Here is a 19,391-nt window from a genome sequence, read left to right on the forward strand (position 1 = left end):
GGTCCGTCAGATGTCGAGGAACCTGACGTCCTTGGCGTTGCGCTGGATGAACGAGCGACGCGCCTCCACGTCCTCACCCATCAACACACTGAACAGCTCGTCGGCGGTTGCCGCGTCGTCCAGGGTCACCTGGCGCAACGTACGGGTGGCCGGGTTCATCGTGGTCTCCCACAACTCCGGGTAGTTCATCTCGCCGAGACCCTTGAACCGCTGGATGTCGTCGGGCTTGGCGTTCGCCTTCTTCTGCTGGCGCAGCGCGATCAGCCCGTCGCGCTCCCGGTCGGAGTACGCGTACTGCGCGTCGTCGCCCTTCCGGTTCCACTTGATCTTGTAGAGCGGCGGGGCCGCCAGGTAGACGTGGCCCAGTTCCACGAGCGGGCGCATGAAGCGGAACAGCAGGGTGAGCAGCAGCGTCTGGATGTGCTGGCCGTCGACGTCGGCGTCGGCCATCAGCACGATCTTGTGGTACCGCAGCTTCTCGATGTCGAAGTCGTCGTGGATGCCGGTGCCCAGCGCGGTGATCAGCGCCTGCACCTCGTTGTTCTTCAGCACCCGGTCGATCCGGGCCTTCTCCACGTTGAGGATCTTGCCGCGGATCGGCAGGATCGCCTGGGTACGCGGGTCGCGGCCCTGCTTGGCCGAGCCACCCGCCGAGTCGCCCTCGACGATGAACACCTCGGACTCGCGCGGGTCGGTGGACTGGCAGTCGGCCAGCTTGCCCGGCATCGACCCGGATTCCAGCAGCGACTTGCGCCGGGCCAGCTTGCGGGCCTGCTGAGCGGCGATCCGGGCACGAGCCGCCTGGGAGGCCTTGGTGATAATGATCTTCGCCTCGGCCGGGTTGCGGTCCAGCCAGTCGACAAGTCGGTCGTTGCAGACCCGCTGCACGAAGCTCTTCACCGGCGTGTTGCCCAGCTTGGTCTTGGTCTGACCCTCGAACTGCGGGTTGGTCAGCTTGACCGAGATGATCGCGGCCAGGCCCTCGCGGATGTCCTCACCGGAGAGCTTCTCGTCGCCCTTCAGCAGCTTCTTGTCCGTGCCGTAGCGGTTGACGACGCTCGTCAGCGCGGCTCGGAAGCCCTCCTCGTGGGTGCCGCCCTCGTGGGTGTTGATGTTGTTGGCGAAGGTGTAGACCGACTCGCCGTACGACTCGTTCCACTGCATGGCGATCTCGAGCGACATGCCCTCTTCCTCGGCACCGAACTCGATCACCGTCTTGTGCATCGGGCTCTTCGAGGCGTTGAGATGCCGGACGAAGTCGGCGATTCCGCCGTCGTACTTGAAGGTGACCTCGCGGAGCTTGCCTTCCTCGCCCTCCGCGACCCGCTCGTCCAGCAGGTGGATGGTGAGGCCACGGGTGAGGAACGCCATCTCCTGGAGCCGGCGGTAGATCGTCTGGAAGTCGAAGTCGACGGTCTCGAAGACGTCCGGGTCGGGCCAGAAGGAGACCGCCGAGCCGGTCCGGTCGGTGGTCTCGCCCTTGAGTAGCTCGGTCGGCTTGGAGTGGTGGTACTCCTGCCGCCAGACGAAGCCGGTCTTGTGGATCTCCACGGCCATCTTCGTGGAGAGGGCGTTCACCACGCTGACGCCGACGCCGTGCAGGCCGCCGGAGACCGCGTACGCCTTGCCGTCGAACTTGCCGCCCGCGTGCAGGACGGTAAGCGCCACCTCGACGCCCGGCTTCTTGAGCTTGGGATGCAGGTCGACCGGGAAGCCCCGGCCGTTGTCGGTGACCCGGACGCCGCCGTCGGCGAGCAGCACCACGTCGATGGTGTCGCAGTGGCCGGCCAGCGCCTCGTCCACCGCGTTGTCGACGACCTCCCACACGAGGTGGTGCAGGCCGCGCTCGCCGGTGGACCCGATGTACATGCCGGGCCGCTTGCGGACCGCCTCCAGCCCTTCGAGAACGGTGATCGACTCGGCGCCGTACTGCTGATTGTCCTGCGCTGCCACCCTCGGCCACTTTCTCGCGCCCGGCGCGCCCGTAGGGCACGTCGAACGCGGGTTCGGCGGACAGACGCGACGTCGGCACGCGGACCGGCACCGGGGACAATTCCGGGGTACGGGTCGAACGCGCCGGCCGCCGCGGTTGCCCGCGGATCGCGATCGGCTCGACCCGAGTCGGACGGATGATCGCGGGTCCGCACCGGACCCGTGACCCGTCACTCCGCACCGGGTCTTCGTCTCACGCCAATCTTACTGTGCGCGGGCGATAGAACCACCACTCGGCACCCCTTCGCAGCGGCTGAGATCTCCGTAGCGGGCCGAACCGCGCTGTCCGCGACTCCCCCTACACGCCAGGGCATGATCAACGGATCTGTCGCGTGACGGCGCTGCCGGGCCCGGCGGTGAGAGGTGGGCGGTACCGGTCGGTACGACCCGGGACGGGCGATCCGTGACCCTCGGGTTGCCGGAGCGGCCTTGATCTTTCAACGTTGGAACCGGACGATCGACCCGATCCACTCGCCCGTGCCTTGAGAGGTGACACCAGATGGGGCTGGACAATGTCGCGGTTCAGTGGCCGCGGACCGGCCGCTTCTACGACCCGGTCGCACCGGCCGAGTTCGTCGATTTCGGCGATATCGTCGAGGTGCCGGGGATCTCGGCGCCGACCGCCGCGCTCGCCGAGCTGATCGCGAAGACAGGCTCGGTCCGGGCCACCGCGTACACGGAAGTGGTGGATCTGATCCTCGGACTCGATGGTGTGCTCTACGCCACAGACGCCGCCGCCGAGGACGAGGATCCGGTGATCGACCCGGACGGGTGCGGTTGGATCGCGGGCGGCATCGAGCGCTTCGTCGCCGCGCACCGTCCGCACGGTGAGGCGGTCACCTTCGAGTCGGTGGGTACGGTGCTGCGGTCGCTGCTGGCCGACGGTCGCCTGGCCGAGCAGCAGCTGCGTTGGCTGGACAGCCGACTGGACGCGCTGCTCGACGACAGTGGCGCCGCCCCGCAGTGGACCTTCACCTGCGCGGAGCTGAGCGTGCTTGCCGCTTTCTACCGGCGCTGCGCCGACAACGGCTTCGCCATCTACGCCGAGTCGGCGGCACCTCGCCGGGCAGCCCAGACGTAGCCGGCGACGGCACCAGGGGTCGCCTCGGCCGGTCAGCCGTAGGTGTCGCGGGGGCCCCGGCCGCGTACCCGGCGTGGGCCGCGTGACCAGGACGGAGCGGCCGGGCCGTGGATGTGCAGTTTGCGGACCACGTTGTGGCCGACCTCGCGGGCGATCTGCTGCAACAGCGACCCGGCGAGCAGGCGTAGCTGTGTCGCCCAGGCAGTGGAGCGGGCCTCGACCGTCAGTTCCCCGTTCTCCAGCTTGACCGGGCGGCTGTGCTGGGCGACCTCCGAGCCGACCACCCGCTCCCAGGCACCGAAGACGGTGGCCTCGGCGGCCGGCTGTTGCCAACCACGGGCCTTCACCAGCCGGTTGAGCACCGCGCCGAGCGGCTGTGGGTCGCGGGGATCCGGGCCGGGACCGGAGTAGCCGCGCAGCCGGCGCTCGCCGTCGCCGCCCCCGGTCGCGGTGCGGCGGCGGGGACGGCCGGCGGCCTCCCGCCGAGCCTTCGCCGCGTCCAGCACCGCGCGGGCCAGCTGTGGGCCGGAGGCGCCCTCCCCGTCGCCGGTCACCGTCGCGTCGTCGCCGGCCGGTGGCGGTCCGGCTGCCGGCTCCGCCGGGCGGCCGGTGGGTGGGTCGGTGGGTGGGTCGGTGCGGCCGCCGTCTCCGGTGCCACCCTTCCCGGCGGTACGCGCACCGCGTCGTTGAGGAGTGCCACGCGGCTGTCCCGAGGGCGCGCTGTCCGGGCCCGGCTGTGGTGGTTCAGTCGGCACGACGCACCGTCCCCTCCGTCACCTCGTACCGGGTGCCGCGCAGGGCGGCTGGCACATCGTCGGGGACCGCGCAGGTCACCAGGAGTTGACTGGCCCCGCCGACCAGCTCGGCGAGCCGCTCCCGTCGGCCGGCGTCCAGTTCGGCGAAGACGTCGTCGAGGATCAGGACCGGTTCGATGCCGTCGTTGCGCAGCAGGTCGTAGCCGGCCAGCCGGAGGGCGAGCGCGTAGGACCAGGATTCGCCGTGGCTGGCGTAGCCCTTGGCCGGCAGAGGGCCGAGGGTGAGGGTGAGTTCGTCGCGGTGCGGGCCGACCAGGGTGGTGCCTCGTTCGATCTCGGCGGAACGGGACTCCTCAAGCGCGGTGGTGAGCACCGCCGCGAGGGCTTCGCGGTCGGTGGTGGGTTCGGCCAGGTCCACCGAGGGCCGGTACGCGATCCCCGCCGCGCCACGGCCGGCGGCCACCGCGTCGTACGCCTTGGTCACGTGCGGAGCCAGGGCGGCGACCAGTTCGAGCCGTCCGGCGAGCAGTTCGGCGCCGTGCCGGGCCAGGTGGGTGTCCCAGACGGCGAGGGTGGACAGGTCCCCGCCCCGCGATCCGCCGGTTTTGCGGGCGAGGTAGGCGGTGCGCAGCAGCGCGTTGCGTTGCTTGACCACCCGCTCGTAGTCGGCGCGCACCCCGGCGTAGCGGGGTTGGCGCAGCACCAGCAGGTCGTCGAGGTAGCGGCGGCGTTCGGACGGGTCACCCCGGACCAGTTCGAGATCCTCCGGGGCGAAGAGCACCAGCCGCAGCGCACCCAGCACGTCCCGGGCCCGGCGGGCCGGAGAGCGGCCGAGGCGCGCCCGGTTGGCCTTGCCCGGGACGATCTCCAGCTCGACCAGGAGTTCACGGCCGTCGTGCACCACCGCGCAGCGGATCACCGCGGCGGTGGCGCCCATCCGCACCAGCGGGGCGTCGGTGGCGACCCGGTGGGAGTCGAGGGTCGCGACGTAGCCCAGCGCTTCGACCAGGTTGGTCTTGCCGACGCCGTTCGCGCCGATCAGGACGTTCGGGCCCGGTTCGAGGTCGACGCCGATCCGCTCGTAGGAGCGGAAGTCGACAAGTTCGAGCCGGCGGACGAACACGGGGCCGCGGTGCCGGTCAGGGCTTGCGTACGGCGTGTCCGCCGAACTGCTGTCGCAGTGCGGAGACGGCCTTGAGTGCCGGGGAGTCGTCCTGCCGGGAGGAGAACCGGGCGAACAGCGAGGCGGTGATGACGTTCAGCGGCACGGCGAGGCGGACCGCCTCGTCCACCGTCCAGCGCCCCTCGCCGGTGTCCTCGGTGTAGTCGCTGAGCTGGGTCAACTCGGGATCCTCGTCGAGGGCCCGGTCGAGCAGGTCCAGCAGCCAGGAACGGACCACGGTGCCCTCGCGCCAGGACTTGATCACGCCGGGCACGTTCGTCACCAGTTCGGAGGCGGCCATCAGCTCGTAGCCCTCGGCGTAGGCGTGCATCAGGCCGTACTCGATGCCGTTGTGCACCATCTTGGCGTAGTGGCCGGCGCCGACCGGCCCGGCGTGCACGAAGCCGTACTCGCCTTCGGGCTTGAGCGCGTCGAAGATCGGCATGAGTCGGTCGACGTGTTCCTGGGCGCCACCGACCATCAGGCCGTAGCCGTTCTGCCGGCCCCACACCCCGCCGGAGACACCCACGTCGACGTAGCCGATGCCGCGTTCGTGCAGCCGCTCCGCCCGGGGGGCGTCCTCGCTGAACCGCGAGTTGCCGCCGTCGATGATGAGGTCGCCTTCGCTGAGCACGGCGGCCACCTCGTCGATGGTGGCGTCGGTGACGGCGGCGGGCACCATCACCCACACCGCCCGAGGCGCGTCCAGCTTCTCGGCCAGTTCAGCCATGCTGGCGACGTCGCTGCGCTCCAGGTTGTGGTCCAGACCGACCACCTCGTGACCGGCGGTGCGCAACCGTTCGCGCATGTTGCCGCCCATCCGGCCGAGTCCTACCAGGCCGAGCTGCATCTCTGGTGACCTTTCGTGGGTGCGGTACGTGCTCTGCCGGGTCAGCGGGACACGCGAATCGGCATGATGAGGTACCGGTACCCACCGATGAGCTCGCCATCCTCGCCGGCGGGGGAAATCACCGCAGGCTTGAAGGCGTCGACGAAGTGCAGCACGGCGAACTGGGTTCCGAGGTTGGACAACCCGTCGATGAGGTACTGCGGGTTGAACCCGATGGTCAGCGGCTCGCCGGTGAAGTTGGCCTCCATGGCCTCGCTGGCGCGGGCCTCCTCGGTGCCACCGGCCTCCACCACCAGCCCGTCGGCGCTGAAGCTGAGCAGCACGGGGGTGGCGCGCTCGGCGACCAGGGCGACCCGCTTGACCACCTCGATGAGGGTGCTGACCGGTACCCGGGCCTCGGCGTTGTGACTGGCCGGGAAGAGCGAGCGGACCGGCGGGTAGTTGGCGCCGTCGAGCAGCCGGCTGGTGGTGCGTCGGGTGCCACCGGAGAAACCGATCATGCCTTCGCCGGCGGCCCCCTGGGACAGGGCCAGAACGACCTGGCCGCCGAGGGGTCCGAGGGTCTTGGCGGTGTCGTTGAGCGTCCGGGCGGGGACCAGCGCGTTGAGGCTGATCTCGGGGTCGTCCGGGTTCCACTCCATCTCGCGCAGGGCCAGCCGGTACCGGTCGGTGGCGAGCATGGCCAGGTTGCCGCCGGAGAGTTCGACGCGTACGCCGGTCATCATCGGCAGCGTCTCGTCCCGGCTGGCGGCGACCGCCACCTGTGCCACCGCGGCGGCGAACGCGGCCGCGTCGACAGTGCCCGCGCTGGCCGGCATCTCGGGCAGGGTCGGGTAGTCCTCCACCGGCATGGTGGGCAGGGTGAACCGGGCGCTGCCACAGACCAGTTCGAGATGCGCCCCGACGGCGGCGATGTCGACAGGCTTGGCGGGCAACGCCTTGGTGATCTCGGCGAGCAGCCGCCCGGAGACCAGCGCGGCGCCGTCGGCGTCGCCCTGCACCTCCACGGTGACCTGGCTGCTGACCTCGTAGTCGAAGCCGGAAACCTGCAGGCTGCCGTCGGTGACGCGCAGCAGCACGCCGGCCAGCACCGGTACGGACGGCCGGTTGGGCAGGCTCTTCGCGGTCCAGGCCACGGCCTCGGCGAGCGCGTCGCGCTCCACTCGGAACTTCATCAATGCCTCCGCGTCGACGTCGACGTCGTCAACTCTCTCATGCCGGACGCTGCCCACCGACCCGCCTTCGTGCGGGTACCCCTCGCACCTTAGGGCGCGAGCGTATCGGCTGTGTGCCCGACCCCGTGGATCGTGTCGCTGCTGACGGGTCTGTCCCGGCTGCTGTCGACCGATCCACAGGAAGTCCAACGGTGATGATTGGTTTTTGTTCTTTCAGAAGAGATAACTCATCGTCTTCATCGCACCTGTGCAAACTGTGGAGAACCCGAGTATGGGCAGGTCAGACAGGTTATCTACAGGTGGGTTCGCTGTGGATGAGCGGGGGTAAAACCCGGCCTTCGATCCACAGGCGGTCCTCGTGCACATGGTTGTCCACCGTCGTCCACCGGTTGTCCACCGGTAATCCACCGACTTTCTCCCCAGACCTGTGGATCGTCGATGGCGGCTCGTGGGCGGTTGTCCCCAGAACCTTCAACAGCTTCCCCACAGGCGGGCGGCCGTCGGTGGACAACGCCTCTGGTCGTCCCCAGGCGTCCACAGGGGTCCACAGGGTTGTCCCCAGGGTTTCTCCACAGGCTGTGGGTAACCGGGTGTTGACGGGACGTGTTCATCCACCGCCGGTGGACAACAAGCTGTGGACAACGAATTGCAGGCGGTGTGGACACGCCTTCAACGGTGTGGCCTATACCTCGTTGAGGGTCAACCAGTGGGCGCGAAAAAGGGTCCGACCGTGATCGGCCGGACCCTCGCCGTGCACGGGCGGTGGCGCGTACCCGTCAGCTGTTCTGCTTGATCCGGTTGGTCAGCTCGGCGATCTGGTTGTAGAGCGAACGCCGTTCTGCCATCTGCTGGCGGATCTTGCGGTCGGCGTGCATCACCGTGGTGTGGTCGCGTCCGCCGAATGCCTGGCCGATTCGGGGCAGCGATAGCTCCGTCAGCTCCCGGCACAGGTACATGGCCACCTGACGGGCGTTGACCAGGACCCGGGAGCGGGACTGGCCACGCAGGTCCTCCAGGCTCACCCCGAAGTAATCGGCGGTGGAGACCATGATCTGGTCCGCGGTGATCTCCGGCCCGGAGCCGTCCGGGATGAAGTCCCGCAGCACCTCCTCGGCCAGCGACAGCTCCACGTTCGACCGGGTCAGGCTGGCGAACGCGGTGACCCGGATCAGCGCCCCCTCCAGTTCGCGGATCGAGTTCGACACCCGGGAGGCGATGAACTCCAGCACGTCCGGCGGGGCGTAGAGGCGCTCCTGCGCGGCCTTCTTCTGCAGAATCGCGATCCGGGTCTCCAGGTCCGGTGGCTGGATGTCGGCGAGCAGCCCCCACTCGAAGCGGGTCCGCAGCCGGTCCTCCAGGGTCGCCAGCTGTTTCGGCGAGCGGTCGGAGGTGATCACGATCTGCTTGTTGGCGTTGTGCAGCGTGTTGAAGGTGTGGAAGAACTCCTCCTGGGTCCGCTCGCGGTTCTCCAGGAACTGGATGTCGTCGATCAGCAGGATGTCGACGTCGCGGTAGCGGCGCTGGAAGGCGCTGGTCTTGTCGTCCCGTAGCGAGTTGATGAAGTCGTTCGTGAACTCCTCGGTCGAGACGTAGCGGACCGAGCGGGCGTTGCCCAACGTGGTGGCGTAGTGGCCGATGGCGTGCAGCAGGTGGGTCTTGCCCAGCCCGGAACTGCCGTAGATGAACAGCGGGTTGTACGCCTTCGCCGGAGACTCGGCCACGGCCACCGACGCGGCGTGCGCGAAACGGTTGGACGAGCCGATGACGAACGTCTCGAACATGTACTTCGGGTTGAGCCGGTTGCCGCCGCTGTCCGCGCCGGTCGGCAGCCGCCGGTCGTCCCGGCCGACCGGTCGCTGATCCGGGCCGCTGCGGCCGGGCCCACTGTCGGTGCCCCCGTCGGCGGGTATCGCTCGGATCACATGCTGGTCGCGGGGCGAGACGCCCGGCTCGTCGCCGTAGCGGGACGCGAAGCCGCGCGGGCCGGTGGCCGGCCGGTCGAGGTGCCCGTCCTGGTCGGTGAAGCCCAACCGGTCCTGCGCCCGCCGTCCGGTGCTCTCCGTCGGCCGGACGGGCTCGCCGAACCCGGCGCCGAAGAGGGTGTCCTGACCGTCGGAGGTTTCGGGCCCGGTACGGGCACCGTCCTCGACGGGCGGCGCGTCCGGCGGTGGCGGTCGGTCGAAGCGGCCGGGGTGCGGCTGTTCGGGGATTAGCGGGAGCTGCCGCCCACCTTCGGATCCGGACGCGGGACCTGTCGAACGACCGTCGACCTCGCCGGAACCGTGGTCCACGGAGTCCGATTCGGGGGTGCTGCGGTAGACGGTGCCGGTGGTCCGCCCGTCCTCGGGTACCCGGACGGTGACGGCGACCTGGATCGGTCGGCCCAGCCGGCGGGTGAGCGCCTCGGTGATGGCCGGGCGCAGTCGGGATTCGATCACGTCCCGGGTGAAGGCGTCCGGCACGGAGAGCAGGACGGTGTCCTCGACGATCGCCCGCAGCCGGGTCAGCCGCAGGTACGCCCGCTGCTGCGCGGAAATGATCTCATCGGCGAGTTCGTCGGTCGTCGCCGTCCACACCGCGGCAAGGTCGGTCGTACCGGCCACCGTCGTGCCACCCCCTCGCCTCTGCTCCCGGACGCTGCCGTCTTCCGGTGGCCCGTACCGGCGGGCGAGATGACGCCACCCACCCGATCGCCGTACCCGGTCGTTCTCCACAAGTTATCCACAGCCTGTGTACCGACCGATTGTGGCCGCCCGCCGGGCGCGGGTCGGACCTGCCCCCTGCCGTGGCCGGGCACTGAAGCGGGGTTCACCGTGCCGAACGATTCACTACCGTGTCCGGTCTTGCCTGCCGGCGACATCGGCGCAACTCCGACGCTGACCGCAATCGGGCACGGTAACAGCGTTGTCGCCGCGTCTTCAACCGCCGACGCACCTCGCTCCTGTCGGCATCCGTGAAAACCGCCGCTTCGGTCGCCCTCCGCCGCAGCTCACCGCCGGAGTGGTCGGGTTTGACGCTGATTGCCCCCCGACCTAGGCTGGAGGGGCTGCTCTCACGCCCTCTGCTAGGGTGATGGGTGCTCGCTGCCCACGGTCGCGCACCGCACAACTGAGGTAACGCACCGCCGGGCAGCACCGATCGGGGCCACCACAGCGGCGGCCCGGACCACCACGACCCGGCGATCCACTCGTCCGGGGCGTCCGACAACGGAGAGCCTGACGTGAGCAAGCGCACCTACCAGCCGAACAACCGCCGGCGCGCGAAGACCCACGGCTTCCGGCTGCGCATGCGCACCCGGGCCGGTCGCGCCATCATCTCGACCCGTCGCGCCAAGGGCCGCGCCCGCCTGTCGGCCTGAGGCCGGTCAGGTCCGCTCCGGAGGACGTGGCTCGTGCTCGCGGCCGCCCACCGACTGCGGCGCAGCAGCGACTTCGCCGCAGCGGTTCGCGGTGGCCGACGAGCCGGCCGCGGCGCACTGGTCGTCCATCTGACCGTGCCGGGCACACCCGGATCCGACAACGCAGCGCCGAAGCCGGCGCGGGACAGCGCGGAGGCAGACTCCCCGCCGGTGTCCCGCGCCGGCTTCGTGGTTTCCAAGGCGGTCGGGCCGGCGGTGGTGCGCAACCGGGTCCGCCGCCGGTTGCGGCACCTGACCCGGGAACGCCTCGTCGACCTGCCGGCCGGAAGCACCCTCGTCGTACGCGCCCTGCCGGCTGCGGCCGACGCCACGTACCAGCGACTCGGCACCGACCTGGACGCGGCCCTCGCTGCCGCCCGGTCCGGCCGGGGGCGGCGGCCCCGGTGAGCGCCGAGCAGCCGCCGTCCCGCCCGGCTACCCCCGGTGCCCGGGTGCTGACCCTGCCCATCATCGCGTACCGTCGGTGGATAAGTCCGGCGTTGCCGGCCCGCTGTCGGTTCTACCCGTCGTGCAGTGCCTACGCCCTGGAGGCGGTGGCCCGGCACGGCGCGCTCCGGGGAGCCGGTCTGACGGTCCGGCGACTGTCGCGCTGCCACCCATTCCATCCTGGTGGATACGACCCGGTTCCGGAGCCGGGCGGCCGCCGACCTGCCGACGTGACTGGAGCCTGAGAATTGAGTCTCGACTGGATCTACTACGCGATCTCGTGGATCCTGCTGGCCTGGCATTCGGCCTGGGAGGCCATCGGCATTCCGGACGCTGCGGTCCTCGGCACCAACTGGGCGTGGATCCTGGCCATCGTCTTCCTGGTGGTCACGGTCCGGGTGATCCTGTTCCCGGTCTTCGTCAAGCAGATCAAGTCGCAGCGGGCGATGCAGGCGCTCCAGCCGCAGGTGAAGGCCCTACAGGAGAAGCACAAGGGTGACCGGGAGACGCTCCAGAAGGAGATGATGGAGCTCTACCGGAAGGAAAAGGCCAACCCGCTCATGGGCTGCCTTCCGATGTTCCTCCAGATCCCGGTCTTCCTCGGTCTCTTCCACGTGCTGCGCCGCCTCAACCCGGACCCGGCGAAGAACAACAAGGACATCTACGGCTGGACCGTCGACCAGTTCAACAGCGCCTCTGACGCGACGCTGTTCACCGCTCCGATCGCCAGCAAGTTCGGCTCGACCGCGGCGGAGCTGGCGCAGCTCGGCGCCAACGGCACGGTCGTGAAGATCATGGCCGGTGTCCTGGTGCTGGTGATGATGGGCACCACGTACCTCACCAGCCGCCAGATGATCCTCAAGACGGGCTGGGCGGAAGACCCGCAGCAGCGCATGATCCAGCGCCTGATGCTCTACGGCATCCCGCTGTCCCTGCTGATCTCCGGCGCCATCTTCCCGATCGGTGTGATCATCTACTGGGTCACCAACAACCTGTTCACCCTCGGGCAGCAGCAGTGGGTGCTGCGCAAGTTCCCGCCGCCGGTGACCGCGACCAGCGGAAAGCCGGGCACCTCCGCGCGTAACGGGGCACAGCCGGCAAAGACCGGTGGGCTCTTCGGCCGGAGCAAGCCGGCGGCCGCACCGCCGCCTCCGGCCGCGCCGAAGATCGCTGGCCCGAAGCCGGGTGCCAAGCCGGTCAACCCCAAGAAGGGCCGCCCCGCCAAGCGGCAGGGCTGAATCGTCCGGGCCGCCGCCGGGAGACCGGCGGCGGCCCGTTGCGCGCCGTGCGGCCGCCAGCAGGCCGGCGCCGGAGCGCGAAGCGCCACGCGTGCGGTGGCGAACGGGCGAGACTGCCCCTACAGACGTGCCCGTGGGCACCGGCGACGTCCAGCCGGCCGCGGGAAACCAGCGGACCCGAGGTCCGGCCGAGCGAGTACGGAGATGACACCGTGACCGACACCAGCATCCCCCGCGCCGAACAGCCCCTGGACGACGAGGAGCCGACCGCGGCGGCTCCGGTCGTGGGCGAGGCGGAGGAGACCGACGCCGAAGCAGCACCGACCAAGGCTGCCGGCGAGAGCGATCTGTTCCGGCAGAGCGAGATCGCGGCCGACTACGTGGAGGGGCTGCTCGACATCCTCGACTACGACGGCGACATCGACGAACTGGTGTCGGGTGGCCGGCCGGTGGTCGAGGTCGTCGGCGGACGCCTGCAGAACCTGGTCGGCCAGCGCGGTGCCACCCTCGAAGCACTTCAGGAACTGGCTCGGCTCGCGGTGTTCCGGCAGACCGGTTCGCCGAGCCGGCTGCTGCTCGACGTCGGCGGGTACCGGGCCAACCGGCGTAAGGAACTGGCGGCGGTCGCCCGCAACGCCGTCGAGAAGGTCAAGGAGCACGGCGAGCCGGTGCGGCTGGAACCGATGTCCGCCTTCGAGCGCAAGTGCGTCCACGACGTCGTCAACGCGATCGACGGGGTGGAGAGCGAGTCCGAGGGTGTCGAGCCCAGCCGGCGCATCGTCGTCCGTCCTGCGGACTGACGGGTGACTCAAGACGACGCCAGAGGCGTTGCCGCGTCCGGCCCGGGTGGTACGCCGCCCGGGCCGCCGGCTGTCGCGCCTCAGCCCACCGTGGCGGTGCTGCCGCCCGAACTGGCCGACGCGGCTAGCCGGCTCTTCGGCGAGCGCCTCGATGTCGCGGCTGCCTACGCCGAGCTGCTCGCCACCGACGGGGTGGTGCGAGGGCTGATCGGTCCACGCGAGGCACCCCGGATCTGGGATCGTCACCTGCTGAACTGCGCGGCGGTGGCCGAGCTGATTCCGTCGGGCGCCTCCGTACTGGACGTGGGATCGGGTGCCGGGCTCCCCGGTCTGGTGCTCGCCATCGCCCGGCCCGACCTGGCGGTGACGCTCATCGAGCCATTGGCTCGGCGCACCGTTTTCCTCGAGGAGGCGGTGGAGGAACTCGGCCTGGCCGACTCCGTACGAGTGTTCCGTGGCAGGGCCGAGGAGGCGGCTGCGGCATCGGACGCCGTGCCCGGCGACGTGGTCACCGCCCGGGCGGTGGCGCCGCTGGATCGGCTGGCGGGCTGGTGCCTGCCCCTGACCGGGACCGGCGGCCGACTGCTCGCGCTGAAGGGTGCCTCGGCGGCGGAGGAGATCGCCGAGCACGCCGAGGCGGTGCACCGCCTCGGTGGTGGTCGACCGGTGCTGCACCGGTGTGGTGCAGGGGTCGTGGATCCGCCGACCACGGTGGTCGAGATCGTGCGGGAACGGGCGGTCGGTTCGGCGCCCCGGACAGCGTCGAAGAAGTCACGGTCGCGCCGGCGGTGAGCCGGTGCGGGCGCGAGGCTCCTCGGCGCTACAACTGCCCGGCGGCCTCCGCTCGTCACCCGCGCTGACCTGGGTCGCTACGCCGGCTTTGGCGGTGAAGACCGGTACTCCAAGGCCGTGTCGGTCCGTTCGCTTCGTACACCGCGACCGGCGGGTTGCGAACCCGACGTGGACCGGCCGCGCCCGTGCGCCGTAGGCTGGCCGCGCGTCGATAGTGTGGAGCGGGCGGCGATGGATCTCCCTCCGGGGCCCGACCGCTCCCGCCGGGCGGTACCTCTGCGGAGAGCGCGCAAGTGGCCCGGTTGACGGGTGCGGACCGACCATCCGAAGCGGGCAGGGATGACAGGTGCATGACGACGGCAGGTACGACGATCCGCGCGTGACCGGGTCAGCTGGTGACCCTGTTTCACGTGAAACCGAATATCCGAACTGGCGCCCCTCCGAGGTGTCGCAGAGTCCACCGGAACCCGGTCGCAACGCGCCGACGTCGGGTGTCCCGTGGTCGGCGACCGGAGAGGGGCGTGACGGCACGGACGCGAGTGGTCGTCCGGCCAACGCTTCACCCGACGCGCGAGTGATTCCGATCCGCCGGAACCCCTCCGCCTCCGCTCGCTTCGAGGCGGCGGCGACGCACCCCCCGACCTCCGGCATGGTGCCGGATCCTCGACCGGCTTCCGACACGCCCGCACCTGCGGCCGAGTCCTACGCGTCAGCCGCAACCGAGGCCGCGTACGTTTCACGTGAAACCCCGACGCGCGAAGAGGATGACCCACCGTTGGCTATGGAGGCGATGCGCGCCGTGCAGATCCTGAATCCCAGTGGCGAGGTGACCATGCCTCGGCCCGACCGGACCCGGGTCATGTGCGTCGCGAACCAGAAGGGCGGCGTGGGTAAGACCACGACCACTGTCAACCTCGCGGTGGCGCTGGCCCTGCACGGCAACCGGGTGCTCGTGGTCGACCTCGATCCGCAGGGCAACGCCTCGACCGGACTGAACGTGCCACACCACACCGGTGTGCCGGACGTCTACGACTGCCTGATCAACAGCGTTCCGCTGGAGGACGTGACCCAGGCGGTCGAGGGCATCCCGAACCTCTGGTGTGTGCCGGCCACGATCGATCTCGCTGGTGCCGAGATCGAGCTGGTGTCCGTGGTGGCCCGCGAGTCGCGCCTGGACCGGGCCATCACCGCCTACCCGGGGCACTTCGACTACGTGTTCATCGACTGCCCGCCCTCGCTCGGCCTGTTGACCGTCAACGCGCTGGTGGCCGCGCAGGAGGTGCTCATTCCCATTCAGTGCGAGTACTACGCGCTCGAAGGGCTCAACCAGCTCATCAACAACATCAATCTGGTTCGTCAGCACCTCAACCCGCGGCTTGAGGTCTCCACGATCCTGCTCACCATGTACGACCGCCGTACCCGGCTCGCCGATGCGGTTGAGCAGGACGTCCGGAACCACTTCGGGGACAAGGTGCTCCAGGCGGTGATTCCGCGTAACGTGCGGGTCTCCGAGGCGCCCAGCTACGGCCAGTCGGTGATGACCTACGATCCCGGTTCGCGGGGCGCGACGAGCTACTTCGAGGCCGCGCAGGAGATCGCCGAGCGGGGCGTCAAGGAGCCGGTGAGCCGGAATGCGTAGTGCGGACAAGGCGCTGGGAGGCGTGGCATGAAGAACCGTCCACGGGGCGGTCTGGGACGGGGCCTGGGGGCGCTCATTCCGACCGGTCCAGCGCCGGACGCTGGCGCTGGCGTCGGCGCACCGGCGACGGGAGCGAGTGGATCGCCGACCGTTGCGGCGCCGGCTGCGACGCCGGTGTCGACCCTGACGATCGAGCCTGAGTCGACACTCAGCCCGGTGCCCGGTGCGCGCTTCGCGGAGATCCCGGTCGACTCGATCGTGCCCAACCCGAAGCAGCCTCGCCAGGTCTTCGACGAGGAGGCCCTGGAGGAACTGAAGACCTCCATCCAGGAGGTCGGCTTTCTCCAGCCGATCGTGGTGCGACAACTCGATGGCGAGAAGTTCGAACTCGTCATGGGCGAGCGGCGCTGGCGAGCCGCGCAGGCGGTCGGCCGGGAAAACATCCCCGCGATCGTGCGGGACACCCGTGACGACGCCATGCTGCGGGACGCGCTGCTGGAGAACATCCACCGGGCGAACCTCAACCCGCTGGAAGAGGCGGCCGCCTACCAGCAGCTGCTGGAGGAGTTCGGCGCCACCCACGAGGAACTCGCCCGGCGCATCGGTCGGAGCCGGCCGCAGATCTCGAACACCATCCGGCTGATGAACCTGCCGGCACCGGTGCAGCGGCGCGTCGCGGCCGGTGTGCTCTCCGCCGGACATGCGCGGGCGCTGCTGAGCCTGGAGGATCCGGAGACGCAGGAGCAGTTGGCGTTGCGGATCGTCGCCGAAGGTCTGTCGGTCCGTGCGACCGAGGAGATCGTCGCGCTCACGCTCAACGACGGACCGGGCAAGAAGGAGTCGACGAAGCGCCGACCGAGGCCGCACGCGCCGGCGCTCACCGACCTCGCAGACCGCCTCTCCGACCGGTTCGACACCCGGGTGAAGGTGGACATCGGGCGGAGCAAGGGCAAGATCACGATCGAGTTCGCGACCGTCGACGACCTGGAGCGGATCGTCGGCATCATCGGAGTGGAGCGCGAAGAGTCGGAAGACTGATCTGCGCAACCGACTGGGCCGCCTCGCCGCACTGCGACGAGGCGGCCCAGTCGTCTGGTCAACCGCATCAGGCGCGCGCGGCCCGGGCGGATCTGAGGTCCTCTGCCCGCGGGCGCGGCTGGGGCGGATCTGAGGTCCTCTGCCCGCGGGCGCGGCTGGGGCGGATCTGAGGTCCTCTGCCCGCGGGCGCGGCTGGGGCGGATCTGAGGTCCTCGGCGGCTGCCTTCGGCCGGCCCGGGCGAACCTGAGGTCCTCGGGGCCGTCTGCGCGGCTGGGGCAGATCTGAGGTCCTCGGCGGCTGCCCCTGCGGGCGGGCTGGGCGAACCTGAGGTCCTCGGGCCGCCTGCGCGCGGCCCGGGGCGGTCTCCCGCCTTGCGGCATGTCGGGCCCTCAGGCCAGGCCTATGGCACGACATCCGGCATGGCGTGACCGACCGTGGGGGCCGATCCCGGCATCGCCTTGCCGATCCCGGCATCGCCTTGCCGATCCCGGCAACTCCCTCCCGGGTCTGGGCCTCCCGGGTCTGGCTTGATCGACTCCGGTTGCGGCATCTTGCGGTCATCAGCAGCCCGGGTGGCCCGAGATGCCGCAACGCGAGTCGATCAACCTACGGCCACGCGGCGAGTAGGGGTACTCGCGGAGGGTCGGTCGGCACCGGTCTGCTGTGGAGCACTGGCGGCGGGTCAGCATCTCCCGGGGCGAAGTGAATCGCGGAATCGAACGCGGCACCGGACAGCTGCGGGCCGAGGCTTGGGCCGGGCGCGGTCCTGAGAGCCGGACCAACCAAACAGTGGGGCGTCGAATGGAACGGGCTAGCTCTGCGCCCCCCATCCACCCAGGCCCACAGCCCCATCCCCGGCAAGTCGAGTGCCGACCTGTTCCACCGCCGGTCAGGGGTGAATGATGCTGGTGTCTTCGTTCGGGTGCCGTTGCGGGAGTTGGGCTCTGGGATCGGCCTTGCTGTGCCGACAGTCCGTGCGGGCCACGGCGCGTGGCGGGGAGCCGCCGAGCGCCGGGCCCACCCAAGCCCTGTCGTCCGGATCGAGGGGCCGGGTGGGTTGCGGGCCAGGGTGTCGCACCCGCACCCGCCGTGCAATCGCAAAGCCGGCCGGCAGTGTTTCACGTGAAACGCTGCCCGCCGCCGGGAACTCAGGTCATGTGTTCCCGGCTCGACAGACTGTCGCCGGTCTCGCAGGGGGCACCCGCCAGCGGGCTACGACAAACGCCGGCCCGTTTCGTCAGCGGCGGGCGAACCGGAGTTGGCCGTGCCGGAACGTCGGTCGATCAAGGGAGAAGGTCCAACTGCGGTCTCGCGGGTGGTGCCTGCTTCGAACAGCGAGCGCGGAGGTTGCATCCGCTTCGACGCTCTCGAACCCGGCTTGGCGAGGGACATCGGGTGGCTGCGCCACAGAGTTTGGCGGCGAGCCCTCCGGGGACCGCGTACCTAGGGGTTGAAGTAGCGCTCGTGCGGACTGCGTCGATCGGCGGCGCGTCGAGGGGGAGCCGAGCTGATCGATGGCAGCGCCGGATGCTCACTTCCACGTCCGCCGTTTCACGTGAAACGGCGCAGTCGGTGCGGGCGGGTGAAGGGGGCCTGCGAGCGGTGCGTCGAGGGTTCACCCGGCCGCCGACGTTATCCACACCAGTTGTCCACAGGCTCGCCGTGTTTCACGTGAAACACGGGCCGAAACCCCTTGTCGAGCCTTGATCGCGGTACGGATCCGGCGACCCGTAAGCCTGTGGATAACTCTGGGGACAACTCCTCGGCGCTCCTCGTCCCGTCATTCGAGCCGCCCGGAGAGTCGAAGGCGATTCGGGTAGGGACAGTGGTCCCGGACTCGGTTAGGGTCAGCGTCGTGCAAGACACCCCTCCCTCAATTCCGGACTTCACCCAGTGGCCGTCCTTCCCCTTCGAGGGCGACCTCCGGGTCAAGCCACTCGCCGATCCGGTCCCTGTCGAGCCGCCCCGCAAGGGCGAGGCTCACCGAGAATGCACCGCCTGCCTAGCGCCCGACGAGGCCTACATCTGGGTCGGTGAACGATGGCGCGTGCGGGCCATGGACCGGCCGACCGGCCTGCCCATGGTCCTCATCCTGGAGTCGCGGTCACACCTCGATCTCGGCGATCTGCCAAACCTGCTCGCCGCCGAGCTGGGCGTGATGACGGTACGACTCGAACGGGCCATCCGATCGCTGGACGGGGTGGCCCGGGTACACGTCAACCGTTGGGGCGACGGCTCCGCCCATCTCCACATGTGGTTCCTGGCCCGGCCGTACGGTCGACTCCAGCTGCGTGGGACCTTCCTGTCGCTCTGGGACTCGATCCTGCCGCCGATCTCCGAGGAGAAATGGCGGGAGAACCTCGCCCTCGTTGCGGCCTGGCTGGCCGAGTTCGGCGGGCGGCCGCTCGCCGAACCACCCCGTATTCAGTGGCAGGCGCCGTCCAGCCTGGCCGCGCAGGCGGCCTCACCGGCCGAGGCGAAGCCGGCAGAAGGCGGATCCCTCCTGGACGCCATCGGCGAGACGGCGGAACCACCTGACGTCCCAGGCGCTGGTCTGGGTTCGGAAGCGTCCGACGTGGTGACCTCGGAGTCGGCGGGTGGCCCAGAGCCGGAGCAGACGACCGCCGCAGTGCCACAGCGACAGACGGCATCGGACGCGGCCGAGGCTCGCTCTGAGCCGACAAAGCAGCCGGCTTCCGGCGCAACTGGCCTGCGGGCCGAGACCGTCGGCAGCAACTCGCAAACAGACCCCACCGGAACCGTCGAGACCACTGGAGCCGCCGGAACGGCTGGAACCGCCGAGACCACTGGAGGGGCCGCAGGGACCGGCGGAACCACAGGAACCGGCGGGACCGGCGGGAGCGCCGGGAGCGTGCGGGAGGTGGGAGCGGCAGAGACGGAACAGGCGCGAGCGGAAACCCCGGATTCGGGCCCGCCGGCACCGTCCGGTGAACCGGGCACTAGAAGCGGGCCGCGATAGGAGCGGCAGGGCCACGGCCTGCCCTGGCACGTCGACTGACGGCT

General features: G+C 70.1%; 16 protein-coding genes. 10 read left to right on the forward strand and 6 right to left on the reverse strand.

Going from position 1 to position 19,391, the window contains the following annotated elements:
* Positions 1 to 6: 6 nt before the first annotated feature.
* Positions 7 to 1,953: a DNA topoisomerase (ATP-hydrolyzing) subunit B gene (gene gyrB / locus AB0I71_RS06515; RefSeq protein ID WP_357582214.1), complete on the reverse strand. Its 1,947-nt coding sequence runs from the start codon at positions 1,951 to 1,953 to the stop codon at positions 7 to 9.
* Positions 1,954 to 2,491: 538 nt separating this feature from the next.
* Between gyrB and AB0I71_RS06520 the strand changes: the two genes are divergently transcribed.
* Positions 2,492 to 3,073, forward strand: coding sequence for a hypothetical protein (locus tag AB0I71_RS06520; protein ID WP_357582215.1), 582 nt, complete (start codon positions 2,492 to 2,494; stop codon positions 3,071 to 3,073).
* Between the two features lie 32 nt (positions 3,074 to 3,105).
* On the opposite strand, the gene AB0I71_RS06525 is transcribed toward AB0I71_RS06520, so the two are convergent.
* The 5 genes from AB0I71_RS06525 to dnaA all read right to left on the reverse strand — a co-directional run bounded on the left by AB0I71_RS06525 (position 3,106) and on the right by dnaA (position 9,618).
* A complete protein-coding gene (locus tag AB0I71_RS06525; RefSeq protein ID WP_357582359.1) occupies positions 3,106 to 3,627 on the reverse strand; it encodes a DciA family protein in 522 nt (173 codons plus the stop codon).
* Positions 3,628 to 3,817: 190 nt separating this feature from the next.
* Positions 3,818 to 4,951 (reverse strand): DNA replication/repair protein RecF, encoded by a 1,134-nt coding sequence (gene recF, locus AB0I71_RS06530; RefSeq protein WP_357582216.1) that lies wholly within the window; start codon positions 4,949 to 4,951, stop codon positions 3,818 to 3,820.
* A gap of 16 nt (positions 4,952 to 4,967) precedes the next feature.
* Positions 4,968 to 5,840 (reverse strand): phosphogluconate dehydrogenase (NAD(+)-dependent, decarboxylating), encoded by an 873-nt coding sequence (gnd, locus tag AB0I71_RS06535; protein WP_357582217.1) that lies wholly within the window; start codon positions 5,838 to 5,840, stop codon positions 4,968 to 4,970.
* A gap of 41 nt (positions 5,841 to 5,881) precedes the next feature.
* Positions 5,882 to 7,015 carry a DNA polymerase III subunit beta gene (gene dnaN, locus AB0I71_RS06540; RefSeq protein WP_357582218.1) on the reverse strand — a complete coding sequence of 378 codons (1,134 nt, stop codon included), beginning with the start codon at positions 7,013 to 7,015 and terminating at the stop codon, positions 5,882 to 5,884.
* Between the two features lie 776 nt (positions 7,016 to 7,791).
* Positions 7,792 to 9,618 carry a chromosomal replication initiator protein DnaA gene (dnaA, locus tag AB0I71_RS06545; protein ID WP_357582219.1) on the reverse strand — a complete coding sequence of 609 codons (1,827 nt, stop codon included), beginning with the start codon at positions 9,616 to 9,618 and terminating at the stop codon, positions 7,792 to 7,794.
* A gap of 617 nt (positions 9,619 to 10,235) precedes the next feature.
* Here dnaA and rpmH point away from each other — a divergent pair.
* The 9 genes from rpmH (at position 10,236) to AB0I71_RS06590 (ending at position 19,347) form a co-directional block, all read left to right on the forward strand.
* The gene (gene rpmH, locus AB0I71_RS06550; protein ID WP_013736606.1) at positions 10,236 to 10,373 is read left to right on the forward strand and encodes a 50S ribosomal protein L34; all 138 of its coding nucleotides are present in this window, start codon (positions 10,236 to 10,238) and stop codon (positions 10,371 to 10,373) included.
* A gap of 33 nt (positions 10,374 to 10,406) precedes the next feature.
* The gene (rnpA, locus tag AB0I71_RS06555) at positions 10,407 to 10,820 is read left to right on the forward strand and encodes a ribonuclease P protein component (protein ID WP_357582220.1); all 414 of its coding nucleotides are present in this window, start codon (positions 10,407 to 10,409) and stop codon (positions 10,818 to 10,820) included.
* A gap of 44 nt (positions 10,821 to 10,864) precedes the next feature.
* Positions 10,865 to 11,104, forward strand: coding sequence for a membrane protein insertion efficiency factor YidD (gene yidD / locus AB0I71_RS06560; protein WP_357582360.1), 240 nt, complete (start codon positions 10,865 to 10,867; stop codon positions 11,102 to 11,104).
* Between the two features lie 3 nt (positions 11,105 to 11,107).
* Positions 11,108 to 12,097, forward strand: a complete 990-nt coding sequence (gene yidC, locus AB0I71_RS06565; RefSeq protein ID WP_357582221.1) for a membrane protein insertase YidC — start codon at positions 11,108 to 11,110, stop codon at positions 12,095 to 12,097.
* 212 nt (positions 12,098 to 12,309) lie between these two features.
* On the forward strand, positions 12,310 to 12,897 hold the full coding sequence (locus tag AB0I71_RS06570; protein ID WP_357582222.1) for a R3H domain-containing nucleic acid-binding protein: 588 nt from the start codon (positions 12,310 to 12,312) through the stop codon (positions 12,895 to 12,897).
* 90 nt (positions 12,898 to 12,987) lie between these two features.
* Positions 12,988 to 13,689, forward strand: coding sequence for a 16S rRNA (guanine(527)-N(7))-methyltransferase RsmG (gene rsmG / locus AB0I71_RS06575; RefSeq protein WP_357582361.1), 702 nt, complete (start codon positions 12,988 to 12,990; stop codon positions 13,687 to 13,689).
* 346 nt (positions 13,690 to 14,035) lie between these two features.
* The gene (locus tag AB0I71_RS06580; RefSeq protein WP_357582223.1) at positions 14,036 to 15,328 is read left to right on the forward strand and encodes an AAA family ATPase; all 1,293 of its coding nucleotides are present in this window, start codon (positions 14,036 to 14,038) and stop codon (positions 15,326 to 15,328) included.
* A gap of 27 nt (positions 15,329 to 15,355) precedes the next feature.
* Entirely contained in the window at positions 15,356 to 16,366 is a 1,011-nt protein-coding gene (locus AB0I71_RS06585) for a ParB/RepB/Spo0J family partition protein (RefSeq protein ID WP_357582224.1), read from the forward strand.
* Positions 16,367 to 18,243: 1,877 nt separating this feature from the next.
* Positions 18,244 to 19,347 carry a hypothetical protein gene (locus AB0I71_RS06590; RefSeq protein WP_357582362.1) on the forward strand — a complete coding sequence of 368 codons (1,104 nt, stop codon included), beginning with the start codon at positions 18,244 to 18,246 and terminating at the stop codon, positions 19,345 to 19,347.
* Positions 19,348 to 19,391: the final 44 nt, after the last annotated feature.

The organism is Micromonospora sp. NPDC049891 (genome assembly GCF_040660295.1).
Classification (GTDB): domain Bacteria; phylum Actinomycetota; class Actinomycetes; order Mycobacteriales; family Micromonosporaceae; genus Micromonospora.

What these genes read in the sequence shown, in the direction of transcription:
- AB0I71_RS06520 (WP_357582215.1), top strand. Translation starts at nt 2,492, where the DNA reads ATGGGGCTGGACAATGTCGCGGTTCAGTGGCCGCGGACCGGCCGCTTC.
- gnd (WP_357582217.1), bottom strand. Translation starts at nt 5,840, where the DNA reads ATGCAGCTCGGCCTGGTAGGACTCGGCCGGATGGGCGGCAACATGCGC.
- dnaN (WP_357582218.1), bottom strand. Translation starts at nt 7,015, where the DNA reads ATGAAGTTCCGAGTGGAGCGCGACGCGCTCGCCGAGGCCGTGGCCTGG.
- AB0I71_RS06585 (WP_357582224.1), top strand. Translation starts at nt 15,356, where the DNA reads ATGAAGAACCGTCCACGGGGCGGTCTGGGACGGGGCCTGGGGGCGCTC.